Genomic DNA, 15,336 nt, shown 5'->3' with positions numbered 1-15,336 from the left:
TACCTTTCTATAAAATTAGAAGAGAAATGACAAACATAGTGACAATCGAGCCGTTTACTAGGATTAAATTTTTAACGGATAATACAAATGTTTCAGATTTGACTTGCTTTCCATTAAATTGACGACAATGTTTGTAAACTGGAATCATGACAAATAGTGAGAGTAATATAATGATAGGCAAAACATTGTATATCACCGCTGTGATGATCGCGAGAAATGTTGCTGCATAGAGAATATCAAATAGTTTAATAGCCTTTTTTCTTCCTATATAATAGGGCAATGTATAGCGATGATTGGAAATATCTTCTTCTAGATCACAGATATTATTGGCTAGCATAACGTTAGCAATTGTAAACACACATGGTAAGGACACCCATAATATTTCAAGTAATACATAATAATTTGCGTGTAGCTCAATTAGTTGTCCGGTCCAAAAAATATCTATGATGCCCTTGTCAAATGCATTTACATAAACAGTTAAAAAGATAATTCCAAATCCCATCGTAACTCCGGAAAACACTTCACCTAAAGGGAGCCTTGAAATAGGCAAAGGGCCGAAAGTATAAAAGATACCAATGGCAAAACAAAGAATGCCGATAAATAAAACGATTATATTTGTCTTAATAACGAGTATAATTCCCAAAGATGAAGCGATGATTAATAGAGCGAAAATCAGTGAGATGACTAATTTCTCTGGTATTTCCTTTTGCCCAATAATATTTTTCTTTTTTCTGTATGTTTCAGTGGTGGCTTTTCGATAATCCATATAATTATTGATGGCTGTTGTAGTTAAATCAAAAATTAACATGGAGCAAAAAAAGATGACTGTATTGATAGGTTTAAAAGTCCCAAATTTATATATTACAAATAAAATACCAACCATAAAGGGAAAAACACTGGCGATTTTTGTTTGAATTTCTACTAGTTTAAAAAATGTACGAAGTGACATAACCCACTCCTCCTTCTTGGCGGACGTTAAAAGTTAGCTGATTCAAAATCGGTACTAGTTAATTCGAAGCTGTTTTTTAGGCCAGATGTGATGAATACTTTTTTATCCGTACTAATAAAAATTGCTTCAACATTATCTAACTCCTCGACAAAATCTAATCCTTCCTTAATTCCCTTGGAAAATATTGATGTAGATAAAGCATCTCCATCAATAGATTTCTTTGAAATAACTGACACACCGGCAATGTCATTATTAAATGGATAGCCATCCTTAGGGTTTAAAAGATGGTGATATTTGATTTGCCCCACTTCTAAATAACGTTCATAAATTCCAGAAGTAACAATTGAATGATTCGATTCTGGTAATTTTCCAATTATTTCTCCTCGCGGTAAAAATGGATTTTGAATGCCTACAGTCCAGTTTTCATTTGTTGGATTTTTCCCAAGAACGAAAATATTCCCACCTAAGTCAACAATGGCCGATTGTACGTTATGTGCTTTCAAAACTTTCACTACTTCATCAGTAATAAATCCTTTAGCAATAGCCCCTAAGTCTAATTGCATTCCTTTTTGTTTAAGAAAAATAGTATGATTTTTATCGTTTAACTCCACTTGCTTATAGTCTATTTTTTCTAAGGCAGCATCAATTTCCGCTTGTTCCGGTTTCCTTGCATCAGGAAACCCAATGTGCCACAGGGAAGTTAATGGTCCAACAGAAATATCAAATGCACCTTTCGTTAAGCCACTATAGGATTGACCTGCCTTGATTAGTTCGAATATATCTTCTGATACTGCAACAGGACGTACGCCAGCATTCGCATTCACATCAGCAATAACTGAATCCTTTTCATTTACAGTTATTTGATTTGCTAGTATTTGGATCCGTTCGAATACTGGAGTTAAAACACTTTCTTTGTCTTTATCATATATCTTTACGGTTACTACGGTTCCCATCAGAAATTCTGTTCTTTTGTAAGGACTCGTTGCTAGATTAGAAGACGCTTTAGGTTCTCCAGACTTCCAACAGCCTGTAAGTAAAACTAAAATGCATAATAAAAGAAAAGGTGTACTAACTTTTTTCATACTATTCAACCTTTCTTATAAGAAATGGGGCAATTCCATCCAAGTTCACTAAGCCCTACCGATATCATGTCATTATGAGAGTATCGATATATTAAAAGTGAAGGATAAATGGAACGGCCCCAAGCACAAAAACTCAGTTATTTAGTCTTCATAAACAAAATTATCAATGATAATCTTACTTGTATCCCCTTTTTGTGCTGCATTAACTAGTTGAGCTGTATATAGTTTGAATGTATGACTAGAATGAGTTGCACCACTTACAACTTCAACATCAGCTGGATTTTGTTTTTCAATTAGTGCCGCACTTAAAGCAGGAACAAAGTCTTGAGGGCCTACTCCAGATTTTTCTTTCATTGTTTCTTGATAGCCTTCATCTTCTGTTTTTAGATCACCATCGGCATTTAAATAGTTGTAGTCAACTGTTGTAATCTTACCACCTGCAACAGTCATATTGATAAATGTTTTCCAACCAGTTGACCCAATATTTTTTTCTTCTAGAGAATAAACACCGTCTTTTAAAGGAGCCATATTATCGATTTCGATTGTAGTAGTGTCCCCTTTCTGAGCAGCCTGGATTAATTGCTGTGCATAGTTTTTAAATGCTTCAGAAGAATGACTAGCGCCACTAACTACTTCAACTTGATCTGCATTTTGTGAGGCAACTAAGCCATCATTTAATTGTGGAATAAAATCTTTTGGACCAGTCCCCACTTTATCGGACATTGCTTTTTGATATCCTTCATCCTCAGACTTTAAATTTCCATCTTCATTCACGTAATTATAGTTTGATTCAGTTATTTTGCCGTCTTTGACGATCATTTCGAATGTAGTTTTCCAACCATTATCATCAAAATCTTTTTCGTTTAATGTATAAGTCCCATCCTGCATCTCGGCACCGGCAGTAATTTTCACTTCTGTTTGTTGTGTATTTTCAGTTGCTCCTTTTCCGCCGTTATCATTGTTGTTGCCGTCGTTGTTATCACTGTTTCCACACGCACCAAGTAATAGGGAAAGTGAAGCTACTACGGTCAAGATTTTTGTGGTTCTGTTGATTTTCAATTTTTCCACCCTCTTCTTAAAGTTTGTGAATTAATTCACTTGTATACATTCACATTGTAGCATCGTCTATAAAAACTGTCTACAAAAATATTGTGATTTATTTCACAAAAATATGTAGACAAAAAAACAAAATAGCTATACAATGGAACCGAAAGTTAAAAGCTTCACATACTTACTAATTAAAAATGCTCACCATTTCACAATGTGAGCTAAAGGAGTGAATAACATGGATAAAAAGAATATTGTCATTATTGGTGCTGGTTATGCTGGTGTTCATGCGGCAAAGAAATTGGCAAAACAATATAAAAAAGTCGATTCTGTAAGCATCACTCTTATTGATCGGCACTCTTACCATACAATGATGACAGAATTACATGAGGTTGCTGCCCATCGTGTTGAGCCAGATGCCATCCAATATGATTTACGACGTTTGTTTAACCGAACAAAGATTAATCTAGTTACGGATGATGTGACTTACGTAGATCATGAAGCTAAACTCGTAACAACGAAACACGGTTCTTATCCGTATGATTATCTTATTCTTGGAATGGGTGCCGAACCGAATGATTTTGGTACACCTGGTGTGAAAGACCATGCATTTACACTATGGTCCTGGGAAGATGCTGTTAAATTACGAGAACATATTGAAAAAACCGTTCAAAAGGCTGCAACGATCCGAGATGAATCTACTCGTAGAGCGATGCTCACATTCACCGTTTGCGGATCGGGTTTTACAGGAATTGAAATGGTTGGCGAGTTAGTGGAATGGAAACAGCGACTAGCTAAGGTGAATAAATTAGATGAAGATGAAATAACTTTGTACGTCATTGAAGCTGCCCCTACCATATTAAATACGATTGATCGTAAAAGTGCAGATAAAGCTGAGAACTATTTAACGAAAAAGGGTGTAAAGATTCTTAAAAGTTCCCCCATTACTGAGGTGAAAGCTGAATCTATCAAACTTAAATCAGGAGAAGAAATTTTAACTCATACACTTATCTGGACAGCTGGAGTACAAGCCAATTCCGAAACGAAAGATTATGGCATGTCTACTGGCCATGCAGGGCGTTTAAAGGTTAATAAGTATATGGAAGCTGAAGGGTTAAAAGATGTTTATGTTGTTGGCGATTTAGCCTACTTCGAAGAAAATGAAGGAAAACCAACTCCTCAAATTGTTGAAGCTGCTGAGCAGACAGCAATGACAGCGGCTAAAAGTATAATTTCTGAAATAAATGGCGGGGAAAAAGAACCTTATAAAGGTAAATACCATGGGAATATGGTTTCAATTGGTGCCAGATATGGTGTCGCGAACTTAAGTGGAATTAGGTTAAGTGGTTGGTTTGCTAACTTTATGAAGCATATGGTCAATTTGTATTATTTCTTCGGTATTAGAAGCGGCTATTATATGTTCCAATATATTAATCATGAATTTTTCCATACTAAAGATAAAAGGAATATATTTAGGAATACGTCAACAAGGTATGGTAATGTTCTTTGGAGCTTTCCTCTACGCTTAATCGTTGGTTGGTTTTGGATTGAGGAAGCATGTGCAAAGCTTTGGGGAGAAGAAACATGGGCAGAAGCAACCTCTAGTTTCTCTTCTTTGTCTAAATTATTTAAAGGCATTGGTGATGATTCATGGTTAAAAGGTACATCTGTTAACATGCCGTTCGAATGGCTACAAACTGCTACAAGTGGTGCAAGTGAAGCAGCGAGTGGTGATTGGGCAACACCGATTTTAAGTCATATGCCTGGATGGTTCGAATGGATCATGAAGATTATGTTGCCAACTCCAGATATGGCGATATTCATGCAAAAGATGATGGTTTTCATTGAACTTGCGATTGGTCTTGCAATTATTTTTGGATTATTCACTTGGTTAGCTAACTTTGCAAGTGCAGGTTTCCTTTTAATGTTTACATTTAGTGCAATGCTAGGCTGGGATAAGTTTTGGGCTCTACCAGCTTCAATCGCACTAATGAATGGATCTGGTCGTACTCTTGGTTTAGATTACTGGGTTGTGCCTTATATCCAAAACAAATTAGGTCATTGGTGGTATGGTAAGGAACAGTCCGTTTACAAAGATAAATAGACTGGAATCAAAGTATCACTTTATTTTAATGAAAGAAAGCGATAGGAAGTCTCTTCCCTTCGCTTTCTTTTATAAAGGAACAAAATGGGAGGAACTAAAATGAAAGAATTTTTTAGATTAATTAAGCGGTGGGATATATTTGTGATCGTTATTCTTATTCTCCTCTCCTTTTTTCCTTTAGCTTTTTTTAGCTACCAACAATCTTTGAAAGCTAGCCCTAATTCTGTCAAAGTTGCTGTAATTACAGTAGATAATAAAGTCGTTAAAGAAATTGTTTTAACTGGAAATATAGGAACTCAAGTTTTTGATATATCTGAGCACGACCCAGATATAAACACTCTTGAAGTAGTTGATGAACAGATTCACATTAAGAGTGCAAATTGCCAAGATCAAGTTTGTGTTAGAACACGTGCTATATCGAAACCAGGGCAGACTATTGTTTGTTTACCACATAAGTTAGTGATCGAAATAAAGACAATCGATGAGTCGTCAACGGATGATATCATTATTAGCTCATGATATAAACCGGAAGTAGGGATGAAAATGACAAAAAACCAACGTCTTGTTTATATCGCTTTATTAGCTGCTCAGGCTGTTATTATTAGTTTACTGGAAAGAGCAATCCCCTTTCCCTTTGCTATCGCACCAGGTGCAAAATTAGGCTTAGCCAATATTATTACTTGCATGGCGTTATATACTCTTTCAACAAAAGATACCGTTAAAGTTATTACTATCCGACTAGTTTTAGCAACATTATTAGGTGGTACAATATCGACTTTTATGTATAGTGCCTCTGGTGCTATTATTAGTTTTATAGGCATGTGGAGTGTGAAAAAACTCGGACCTAAAAGGATTAGTTTAATTGGAGTTAGTGTTACGGGTGCTATCCTTCATAACGTTGGTCAATTATTAGTAGCTAGTTGGATTGCCCAGACTTTTACAGTTATGCTTTACCTACCTGTCTTATCTTTTATTGGTCTATTATCCGGAATTGCGATTGGAATTTTTGCTAATTATCTATTAAATCATGTGGAAAAATTGCATTATTACAAAGACATTCAGGAAATGTATTCGAGATAAGCCCAAGAAGCAAAATTCCTGGCTTATCTCGAATATGTTAGGACATCGCTTGAGCTTTTTTATGTAAAAAATTCCTCAACAAATCGATCTAGCTCATCAATAGAAAATGTTTGATAATTATCGGGTTGTTCGATTGGAAACCAGGAAATTATGGAATGAATATTTGTTAATTCACGGACTAATTCTAGATCTTCGGGTTCACGGATCATAATGATTTTCGGATATTGTGCTTGTTTATATCCCTCTACTAGCACAAGGTCCAGCTCGAACTGCTTGTACAAGCTTATAATTTCATCTAGACTCCAGGAACCCTGTTGTGCTTCTAAATGTAGGATCCCTCCACCTTCTACACATGCAAACTTTGCTCCGGCTTCCCTATGGCGGTCACTATCTTTAGCGACCCGATTTTTATCGGGGGCTCCCCCATGACCATGGTGTTTGATCGTGCCGATGCGAAAACTTTTACTCGTGCCGTATGCAATCAGTTTTTCCATTAGTGTAGTTTTACCACTATTTTGATAACCTACAACTTGGAAAACTTTGATTCCATCCATGGCACATCACTTCCTAGCTGATCTTCTAGTAATAAAATATCAATGGGATCATCCATCTTATATCCTCTAGTTCCCCCCGGAAGGACAATTAAGCAATTAGCCCATGCAAGTGAAGTAACTACTCCTGATTTATCAAGGCCAACTGGTTTAGCATATACCTTTCCATCATCATAAATCAATTGACTGCGAATAAATCTTGTAAATGGATTAGGTTTTGAAAAATCCTGTTTTAAGTTCCCTTTTATATGTTTTATAAAAGGTTTATCTGAATAAAGCCAATATCGGACATAGGGGCGAACGAATAACTCAAAGCCTACGTAACAGGCTGATGGGTTTCCTGATAAACCAAATAAAAGTTTGTCATCTTTTGCAGCACAGCTAGTTACACTTCCAGGTCTCATAGCGATTTTATTAAATAGTAGTTTGGCTCCAATACGTTTATAGATTTCTGGAAGATAATCAAAATCACCGACAGACACTCCGCCTGTTGTGATCACTATATCACATTCATCCATTGCCTTTTGCACAATCTGAAGTAGGTCTTCTAGGCGATCCGAAACGGCACCGTAACGTTTATATTCTCCTCCAGCTCTCCTTATTTGCGATTCAATCATATAGCCATTACTGTTGCGAATTTTACCTGGTACAAGTTTGTCTTCAGGGTTTAATAGTTCACTGCCTGTAGCTATTACACCTATTAGTGGCGGTTTTGAACAGCTAACTTGACTATAGCCGAATGTCGCAAGTAAAGCCTTAATACCTGGATTGATGCGAGCACCTCTATCAATTAATGGTGTGCCTTTTTTTGCATCTTCTCCTTGAAAAGATATATTATCTCCAGTAGATAATGGGCGCTTTATAGTTATATATGTACTATCTTTACTATCCTCTTCCTGAACTAGCTCAAGCATAATTACACTATCTGCACCATCCGGTATTTGGGCCCCTGTCATGATTCGAATCGTTTCCATTGAGCCAACTTTATGTTTACTTACAGATCCAGCACCAATCTCATCGATAACTTGGAAGGTAAGTGGGGTCTCTCTTGAAGCTGATTTTGTATCTTCTGCTCTTAAAGCAAAACCATCATAAGGTGAGCGATCGAATGGCGGTACATCGTGATCAGCTTTTAGGGGTTCTCCTAGAAATCGGTCATCACAGTTGTCAATTGGTATTTGTTCTACTAACCCGCGCTTTTTGTATGTCATAATCTGATCAATAGCATCTTTTACCCAAATAGGTTTTCTCCGATCTACCATTGTATAACCTCCTTCTTCGTTCATTCATCTCTTAGTGTATCATTATTTTCGAAAAATGAGGAAAGATAGAGAAATGGAAGTAAATCTTTGCCCCTGTCTAGAAAATATTCTAATATGACAGTATGACTTGAAATCGGATTTTGTCAAAATTTAGGAGTGATTAACGTGAAAAAGAAAGGTGTATTAATTAGCATTATCATAGCTATCATCGTAATCATTCTCTTTCCATTGATTGGTAGTTATAATGGCTTTGTTAGCGCTGAAGAAAATGTAAATCAACAATATGCACAAATTGAAAACCAGCTACAACGGAGAATGGATTTAATTCCTAATTTAGTAAATACGGTTAAAGGGTATGCGAGTCATGAAAAAGATATAATGGAAGATATTGCTAATGCAAGATCACGTTTAATCGGTGCTCGTTCACCAGAGGAACTTGCTGATGCGGATGCTGAGTTATCAAGCGCATTAAGTAGGCTGCTTGTCATTTCCGAGAATTATCCAGACTTAAAAGCGGATCAGCAATTCACGCAATTAATGGATGAATTATCTGGAACTGAAAATCGGATTGCGATTGCAAGGAAGGATTACAACGAAGAAGTACAGAATTATAATAAAAAGGTTAAACGGTTTCCGGGCAGAATTACTGCAGGTATCTTTGGATTTGATGAGAAAGAATACTTTCAGGCAGACCCAAAAGCAGGAGAAGCCCCGAAGGTTGATTTTGAAGGGAATGGAAATGGATGAAAAAATTGCAATTTCTACTGTTTTTCATTGTGATACTGATTTCACCGTTGTCTTTTAATCAGGTAAACGCTGCAGAAGTGCCTGATCCTACTGGTTCAATATATGTGCAAGATTTTTCTGGAATTTTGTCACAGAATGAAAAACAAGAATTGGTAGAAATTGCTACTTATCTTGACGATCAAGTCGGAGCACAAATTGCGCTTTTAACTATCCCCTCTCTTGAAGGTATTCCAGTAGAGGAGTATGCCGTTGATGCATTTCGTAAATATGAACTTGGCGATAAGAAAAAAAATAACGGAGTATTGTTATTGCTTGCCCTACAGGATCGCAAAATCTATATCGAGGTTGGATACGGGCTTGAAGGTCAGCTTCCAGATGGAAAAGTCGGAAGAATATTAGATACATACGCTCTTCCTTATTTAGAAAAAGATGATCTTGCTGGGGCGATTACGAATACATATAAACAGTTATTTAATGAAGTAGCGAATGAATATCAATTGAAAAAGCAAGTCGATGCAAAGGGGTATGAATATGGTTATGAACGCGGAGGGCCGTCACTTTTAACTATTCTTATCATTACCTTTGTTTTGCTAAGTGTAATTTTTCTTGATTTTAGGTTTTTGGGTGGTGCCCTTTCTCTTTCTTTACTACGAGTGCTTGGTACGTTATTACGCTTCCGTGGCAGTGGAAACGGTGGCCCGCGCAGTGGCGGTGGAGGTTCTGCTGGCGGTGGAGGTGCGGGGAGAAGTTGGTGAAAAAGGCTCCACGCCTAATAGGATGTGTAGGCTGCATTATGCAGCCTATTACATATGAATCGATTTAAATAATAATTTTTTGAGCAAAGGAAACAATATGTCCGGTAAAACTTCGATGGAAGGAGCAATTAAACTATAAGGTCCATAGATATTTGTAAAAACCTTTCTTTGTTCTTCCCCCACCCCATCTTTTGCTAGAAATATATTAATAACTTCTATCCCTTTCTTACGAGCTTCTACTACGGCTAAATGAGTATCTAATATTCCATTTTGATCATATCCAAATGCGGCGGGTTCTCCGTCGGAAAAGACAATTAAATATTTTTGTTTTTCTGTTCTTGTAAATAATCTTTCCCCAATAACACGAATTGCAAAACCATCCCGATTATCTTCTTCGGCCTTTAATTGCATAATTTCCGGTCCCACTTCCCGATTTAAAGAAGTAGCAAAAGTGACGACTTGGCGAAAATAATTAGGCTGACTATCTTCAGTTGCATCGTTTGCATCTTCCCAAAACCCTGTTATTTCATGAGGGACACGGACAGATTTCAATGCTTCATGAAATAAAATAATTCCCTTTTTAGTTTCTTCCATAATTTCTTGCATGGAAGCTGAACAATCTACTAACATGCTAAATACTGCATCAATTTCCTTTGAATCCTCATTCTTTTTATAAAATAACCTAGGCTGTTCATCAGTAAAAAATCGAACTAATCTTTTATCTAGTCGTCCAAATGGTAGATTGGAGCGGGTTGTTTGCTTTTTATGTTCAAGAGTAAGATCTATCATCTTTTTTAATTTCTTTTGATAGAGAATAACATCATTTTTATAATTTTGATATTTGGTTCTTTGTTCCAAATCGACTTGATCATTTTTTAAGAAAAGAGCTTCTGCAAATTGGTTTTCCTTACCGTACGGCTCGTTCCCTTTTGCACTGCCTTTATTTTTTTCGCCTATTTCATCTAAGGGTGAATAATCTTTGTAACTACTTTTACCTGCAGATCCCTTAACAATCGCAAGTGATTGATCTCCTGGTTCCCCTTCCCTGGCATCATTTGCTAAAAATTTACTTTTTGTTCCTTGATCAAGATCAAATTGTAAAAATGTTTTGCCCATCTCACTAGTTTCTCGATGCCAAGTTTTCATTTCTTCCTTAAAAAACTCTTCATCTCCATTAGGATCTTCACTAAATTCATCATCGTTAGCAAGAGGGTCTTTTCTTAATAAATCCTGGTACTTTTCACCATTGTAGGAATAAGTCACTTGATCATTGTGAAAGTGAAAGTAATCATTGACCATATCCCTTTTTACCTCATTCTCTAAAAGTAAAACAATAGATTTACATACAGTTACAATGTCCCTCGTATTTTTCGCTTCAAAAATGGCTTCCAAATTAGTTTGGAAACGGGGTGTGGTCATCTCAAATTGAGTATGAATTTCTGGTAAATCATATAAAGGTGTTTGAGCATTCATGATCAAATAGGCTAAATTATAAAAGCAATCCGTGAATAAGCTCTTTTCCAAATTAACTTTTAATTGTGTCTGAAAAAATTGGTAGTAGACATTTCTTCTAACCTGAAATTCTTTTTTCATTCCAGGCCTGGCTTTTTTGCAAAGCTCCTCTATTCTTAAGTCTTCTGCTAGCACGAATAACTGTTTCGCAAAACGAGGGATTTGAGATTTTTCTGCCCAACGAGCATATTGTTCTACCTCTTCGTAATTCGTATAACTAACATTACCTAGTGCTCTAAGATAAACATCGCTTTTCATCCCAGCACGAGTAATATCTTCTTCACGATGATTCCAAAAGTGGCTTACATAAAGTTTCTTTTCGGTCCTACTTATATAGGAATGAACACGTACTTCTGTATCAATTTCTGGATTTTTTGTCAATGTTTTCGTTAAATCGGATAATTCCATTACAAGCAGTGAATCAATTTTTTCATCATTGAAATCGATGAATCGATACATTATTTACACCTCATTCAAATAAGGTTGCAGCAATATTCATAATAGCTGCCTTTTCTCTTTCCTCTTCAAGCTTATCTGTGATCCCTCTTTGGATAGCTCTTAATGGAGGAATGAATGATGCCAAATCACACGTATCAATTAAGGCACGGATAGATGCAGCCTCCTCAGGAATCTGTCCATTTCTTACTTGAGTTAGTAAATCAGCAGATAAAGTAACAAATTTATCAATCAATCTTTCGTCCTTTAAAATACTTTCATTTTCTAATACCCTTCTTAATACATCACCTTGGACATACGGAACTTCCATCACAACAAAGCGATTTTTTAATGCCTCATTTAAAGGAACAGTTCCTACATATCCTTCGTTTATGGCTGCTATGACACCAAAACCATGTACTGCTGTCTCAACATTTCCAGTAAATGGATTGAAAACTGTCCTTCTATAATCTAAAACACTGTTTAAAATTGGTAATGTTTCGGGTTTAGCCATATTAATTTCATCTATATATAATAGGTGCCCCTTGTTCATCGCATTCACTACTGGCCCTGGTATGAACTCAATTTGATTCATACCATCTTCATAACCAATTGTCTTGAATCCTAATAAAGCTTCCGAATCGATATCAACCGAGCAATTTATGCTATGCATAGGTTGTCCAAAAAAATGTGCTAATGTTTCAGCTAGTTTTGTTTTACCTGATCCAGTTGGACCTTTAAGCAAGAGATTTTTTCCAAGAGCCAAAGCGATTAACGCATCTTGTAATAGTTGATCGTCAGCAGCTAAAAATCCTCCCTGCTTCATGAATTCATGGTTGGTTGAAAACAACGAACGTCTATCTTCGATAATTTTTATAATTTCTTTCGGTAAAACTGGATTATTCATGACTGAATTCCTCTCTAATCTAATGTGCATAAATACTATTTTAACAAAACTTCTTATAAAGTGAAACTTCAATCAGTGGGGGTTTTCCTCATCCCCCACTGATTGTTAGTTGAACCAATCGGGCTTTTACTGGCTGTTGATCCCCCACTACAATTCTTGGATTCTCCTCGAATTCTTTAAGTGGGGGTCTTACAGCCAGTTAATGCGGGATAAAAATAAAAAGCTTGCTATTAAGCAAGCTAAGGAATCAAAAAATTATTCTATTAATGAACAAATAGTCTCTCCCGTTACTTTAATATGAGGAAACAGAAAACGAAAGATGAGTCCGCCCTAGTTTGAAATCCAACTTATTTTTCAGTCAGAATATTTGCTTGTTGGTGCTGATAAATATATAATCCACGGCCTACTTTTATAATATATTCATCTGTTTTTTGAATAGTATTCATAAAAGTAGTCATATTCGCTATTTGAAAACCAGTACTGTCTTCTATTTCCTTTTGTAAATCTTTTGCACGAATTGGTGTCGTTTGTTCTTTTAAAATATTAATCGTAGTTTCTCTCATCTTAGAAGTCTTACTTCGTCTTGATGGACGACCTTTCCTAGTTCGAGGAGGAGTAGGGATATGGATCGAGCAATCAAGTGCATCTGTATTTTTAGTTTTAAAATCTCGTGACTTTTCATATTTTTCTTGTTCATCCAGTTCTCTTAATCTATTAATAACAAAGGATCGTTCCGCTCGAATTTCTGCTAGTATTTTTTCCTCCGCACCCTTTAAATCCTCTAACCTCATTTTCAACGCCATTCTCTCATTAAACACCGATACTCCCTCCTTCCAACAACCTCTTTAACAAATCTAGCAAAGTTTGTCAAATAATTAGTGATTATACACTATTATGAATTTAAATATAGTAAAAGGCAAGCACCTTTTTCGTATAATAATTTCTTTTTAAAATTATTGCAATTTATATAAAAAAACAGTCTCCTTTGCGGTCAAAAGTAGACAGTTAAATTTCTGTTAATGAGTATTTTCAGCTTAGTACTCAGTTATCTTTTAACAGTTGCTGCTTTAAAACTTCATAATCAACATTCTGAACGATTATTTTATTTTGAATCGCAATAGCAGCTGCTTGCTCTGCAGCTTGGCTAAGGACTGACGTTACATGCTGATTCTAGTCCACTTCAAATTATTTATACATTCATTCAATACAGTTGCTGCTCTTTAATTGCTTATTATAAACAATGATATTCAGAATTCATTTATTAAAAGGAACGTTTAAAATAATGTGTAAATCCATTTTAATGCTTTCTTTTTTCTTTTTAAACCTGTAGAATAATTATAGATAAAAATTAATCCAACTTTCATGAGGAGGTTTTTACTAGCTATGAAGATTATGAGTAATGAAATGCTGGTTGCTGCCTATCGTGACGCGAAAAAAAATAATCATGAGCGTGAGTGGATTGAATTATTAAAATTGGAAATTAGAAAACGGGGCTTGAAACTGTAGGATTAAACTTAATAGTATACGAGAAGAAAGCGTACTCTTTATGTGAGAGTACGTTTTTTCGATTCAAAAAAATGTGACCACTTTAAAGGAAGTGGTCACATTTAGTGAAAAATCTTCTTATCAACCTTCTAATAAAAGATCTTCCGGATTCTCAAGCAATTTTTTAACTGTAACAAGGAAACCAACAGCTTCTTTACCATCAATAACCCGATGGTCGTAAGACAAAGCAACATACATCATTGGACGATTTTCCATTCTTTCAGCATCAATTGCAACAGGTCTTGTTTGAATAGTGTGCATTCCTAAAATACCAACCTGTGTACCATTCAGTATTGGGGTAGACAATAAGGAGCCAAATACTCCTCCGTTGGTTATAGTAAATGTTCCACCTTGCAAATCATTGAGGGATAATTTATTATCTCTTGCTTTTTTAGCAACTGCAAGGATATCTGATTCGATCTCGGCAAAGTTTTTGCGATCGCAATCGCGGATTACAGGAACGACTAAACCTTCATCTGTTGAAACAGCCACGCCGATGTCATAGAATTTTTTCAATACTAATTCGTCACCTTGCAGTTCTGAATTTACAGCAGGAAATTTCCTCAAAGCTGCTACAACTGCTTTAGTGAAAAATGACATAAATCCAAGGCGAACATCATGTTCTTCAAAGAATTTATCCTTTTTACGTTTGCGAAGATTCATTACTGCTGTCATATCAATTTCGTTAAACGTTGTTAACATAGCAGCATTTTGTTGAACTTCCACTAGCCTTTTTGCAATTGTTTGACGGCGTCTTGATAACCGAACCCGTTCAACTGGTTTGCCATTTTCAGGTGTAGGGACCGATTTTTGCACTTGCGCAGCTGGAGCTGAAACAGTTTCCTGTTTAGGTTGATTAGAATAAGATGCAACATCTTGCTTCCTTACACGGCCAAGAGGGTCAACAGTTGGTACTTCAGATAAATCGATCCCTTTTTCCCTCGCGAGTTTACGTGCTGCAGGTGAAGCAATTGTACGATCAAGCTTATCCTCATTAGCATCAGAAGTTGTTTCTGCACTGTCTTCTTGTTTGACAGCATGTTCGTCGACTTTATTCACCGTTTCTGCTTCAACTGCAGGTGCACCATCACCAGCTTCCACAATGGCGATCACTTCTCCAACTTGAACCGTATCACCCTCCGCAGCTTTTAATTCCTTTACAATTCCAGATTCTTCAGAAATAACTTCTAGATTCACTTTATCCGTTTCTAGTTCGACGATATATTCGCCTTTTTCTACATGATCACCGGGTTGTTTCAACCATTGTGCAATCGTACCTTCCGTAATCGATTCTGCTAATTCAGGTACTTTTATTTCAGCCACTTTGTAGTCCTCCTCTGATTAAACCCACTCAATAATT

The 15,336-nt window shown here is 36.1% G+C and carries 15 protein-coding genes; 6 read left to right on the top strand and 9 right to left on the bottom strand.

Features of this window, described 5'->3' with window-relative positions:
• Nucleotides 1-7: 7 nt before the first annotated feature.
• The 3 genes from menA to pplA form a co-directional block, all read right to left on the bottom strand.
• A complete protein-coding gene (gene menA / locus BN1243_RS03690) occupies nucleotides 8-949 on the bottom strand; it encodes a 1,4-dihydroxy-2-naphthoate polyprenyltransferase (protein WP_062104903.1) in 942 nt (313 codons plus the stop codon).
• Between the two features lie 26 nt (nucleotides 950-975).
• Entirely contained in the window at nucleotides 976-2,031 is a 1,056-nt protein-coding gene (locus BN1243_RS03685; RefSeq protein WP_062104902.1) for an FAD:protein FMN transferase, read from the bottom strand.
• A 141-nt stretch (nucleotides 2,032-2,172) separates the two neighbouring features.
• Complete coding sequence (gene pplA, locus BN1243_RS03680; RefSeq protein WP_062104901.1) at nucleotides 2,173-3,090, bottom strand: extracellular electron transfer flavoprotein PplA; 918 nt, start codon at nucleotides 3,088-3,090, stop codon at nucleotides 2,173-2,175.
• Nucleotides 3,091-3,316: 226 nt separating this feature from the next.
• Here pplA and BN1243_RS03675 point away from each other — a divergent pair, with 226 nt between their 5' ends.
• The 3 genes from BN1243_RS03675 (at nucleotide 3,317) to BN1243_RS03665 (ending at nucleotide 6,262) form a co-directional block, all read left to right on the top strand.
• Nucleotides 3,317-5,182 carry an FAD-dependent oxidoreductase gene (locus BN1243_RS03675; RefSeq protein WP_062104900.1) on the top strand — a complete coding sequence of 622 codons (1,866 nt, stop codon included), beginning with the start codon at nucleotides 3,317-3,319 and terminating at the stop codon, nucleotides 5,180-5,182.
• Nucleotides 5,183-5,281: 99 nt separating this feature from the next.
• Entirely contained in the window at nucleotides 5,282-5,701 is a 420-nt protein-coding gene (locus tag BN1243_RS03670; protein ID WP_062104899.1) for a NusG domain II-containing protein, read from the top strand.
• 24 nt (nucleotides 5,702-5,725) lie between these two features.
• The gene (locus BN1243_RS03665) at nucleotides 5,726-6,262 is read left to right on the top strand and encodes a Gx transporter family protein (protein WP_062110378.1); all 537 of its coding nucleotides are present in this window, start codon (nucleotides 5,726-5,728) and stop codon (nucleotides 6,260-6,262) included.
• 59 nt (nucleotides 6,263-6,321) lie between these two features.
• On the opposite strand, the gene mobB is transcribed toward BN1243_RS03665, so the two are convergent.
• Together mobB and BN1243_RS03655 are read right to left on the bottom strand one after the other, a co-directional pair.
• Complete coding sequence (mobB, locus tag BN1243_RS03660) at nucleotides 6,322-6,816, bottom strand: molybdopterin-guanine dinucleotide biosynthesis protein B (RefSeq protein WP_062104898.1); 495 nt, start codon at nucleotides 6,814-6,816, stop codon at nucleotides 6,322-6,324.
• Nucleotides 6,786-8,075, bottom strand: coding sequence for a molybdopterin molybdotransferase MoeA (locus BN1243_RS03655; RefSeq protein WP_062104897.1), 1,290 nt, complete (start codon nucleotides 8,073-8,075; stop codon nucleotides 6,786-6,788). The genes mobB and BN1243_RS03655 overlap by 31 nt, the downstream gene beginning before the upstream one ends.
• A 165-nt stretch (nucleotides 8,076-8,240) precedes the next feature.
• Between BN1243_RS03655 and BN1243_RS03650 the strand changes: the two genes are divergently transcribed.
• Both BN1243_RS03650 and BN1243_RS03645 read left to right on the top strand, forming a co-directional pair.
• Entirely contained in the window at nucleotides 8,241-8,822 is a 582-nt protein-coding gene (locus BN1243_RS03650; RefSeq protein WP_062104896.1) for a LemA family protein, read from the top strand.
• Nucleotides 8,819-9,577 carry a TPM domain-containing protein gene (locus BN1243_RS03645; protein WP_062104895.1) on the top strand — a complete coding sequence of 253 codons (759 nt, stop codon included), beginning with the start codon at nucleotides 8,819-8,821 and terminating at the stop codon, nucleotides 9,575-9,577. The genes BN1243_RS03650 and BN1243_RS03645 overlap by 4 nt, the downstream gene beginning before the upstream one ends.
• 48 nt (nucleotides 9,578-9,625) lie before the next feature.
• Here BN1243_RS03645 and BN1243_RS03640 read toward each other — a convergent pair whose 3' ends face one another.
• The 3 genes from BN1243_RS03640 to BN1243_RS03630 form a co-directional block, all read right to left on the bottom strand.
• On the bottom strand, nucleotides 9,626-11,548 hold the full coding sequence (locus BN1243_RS03640) for a vWA domain-containing protein (protein WP_062104894.1): 1,923 nt from the start codon (nucleotides 11,546-11,548) through the stop codon (nucleotides 9,626-9,628).
• Nucleotides 11,549-11,558: 10 nt separating this feature from the next.
• Nucleotides 11,559-12,431, bottom strand: coding sequence for an ATP-binding protein (locus tag BN1243_RS03635; protein ID WP_062104893.1), 873 nt, complete (start codon nucleotides 12,429-12,431; stop codon nucleotides 11,559-11,561).
• A gap of 347 nt (nucleotides 12,432-12,778) precedes the next feature.
• Nucleotides 12,779-13,249, bottom strand: a complete 471-nt coding sequence (locus BN1243_RS03630) for a Rok-like winged helix domain-containing protein (RefSeq protein WP_062104892.1) — start codon at nucleotides 13,247-13,249, stop codon at nucleotides 12,779-12,781.
• Nucleotides 13,250-13,814: 565 nt separating this feature from the next.
• Here BN1243_RS03630 and sda point away from each other — a divergent pair.
• The gene (gene sda, locus BN1243_RS03625) at nucleotides 13,815-13,937 is read left to right on the top strand and encodes a sporulation histidine kinase inhibitor Sda (protein ID WP_062104891.1); all 123 of its coding nucleotides are present in this window, start codon (nucleotides 13,815-13,817) and stop codon (nucleotides 13,935-13,937) included.
• A 120-nt stretch (nucleotides 13,938-14,057) separates the two neighbouring features.
• Here sda and odhB read toward each other — a convergent pair whose 3' ends face one another.
• A complete protein-coding gene (odhB, locus tag BN1243_RS03620; RefSeq protein ID WP_062104890.1) occupies nucleotides 14,058-15,299 on the bottom strand; it encodes a 2-oxoglutarate dehydrogenase complex dihydrolipoyllysine-residue succinyltransferase in 1,242 nt (413 codons plus the stop codon).
• Nucleotides 15,300-15,336: the final 37 nt, after the last annotated feature.

The organism is Bacillus niameyensis (assembly GCF_001375535.1).
Lineage (GTDB): Bacteria > Bacillota > Bacilli > Bacillales > Bacillaceae_C > Lederbergia > Lederbergia niameyensis.
Note: the sequence above shows the minus strand (reverse complement) of the source record. Positions and strands in the feature narration are given on the sequence as shown.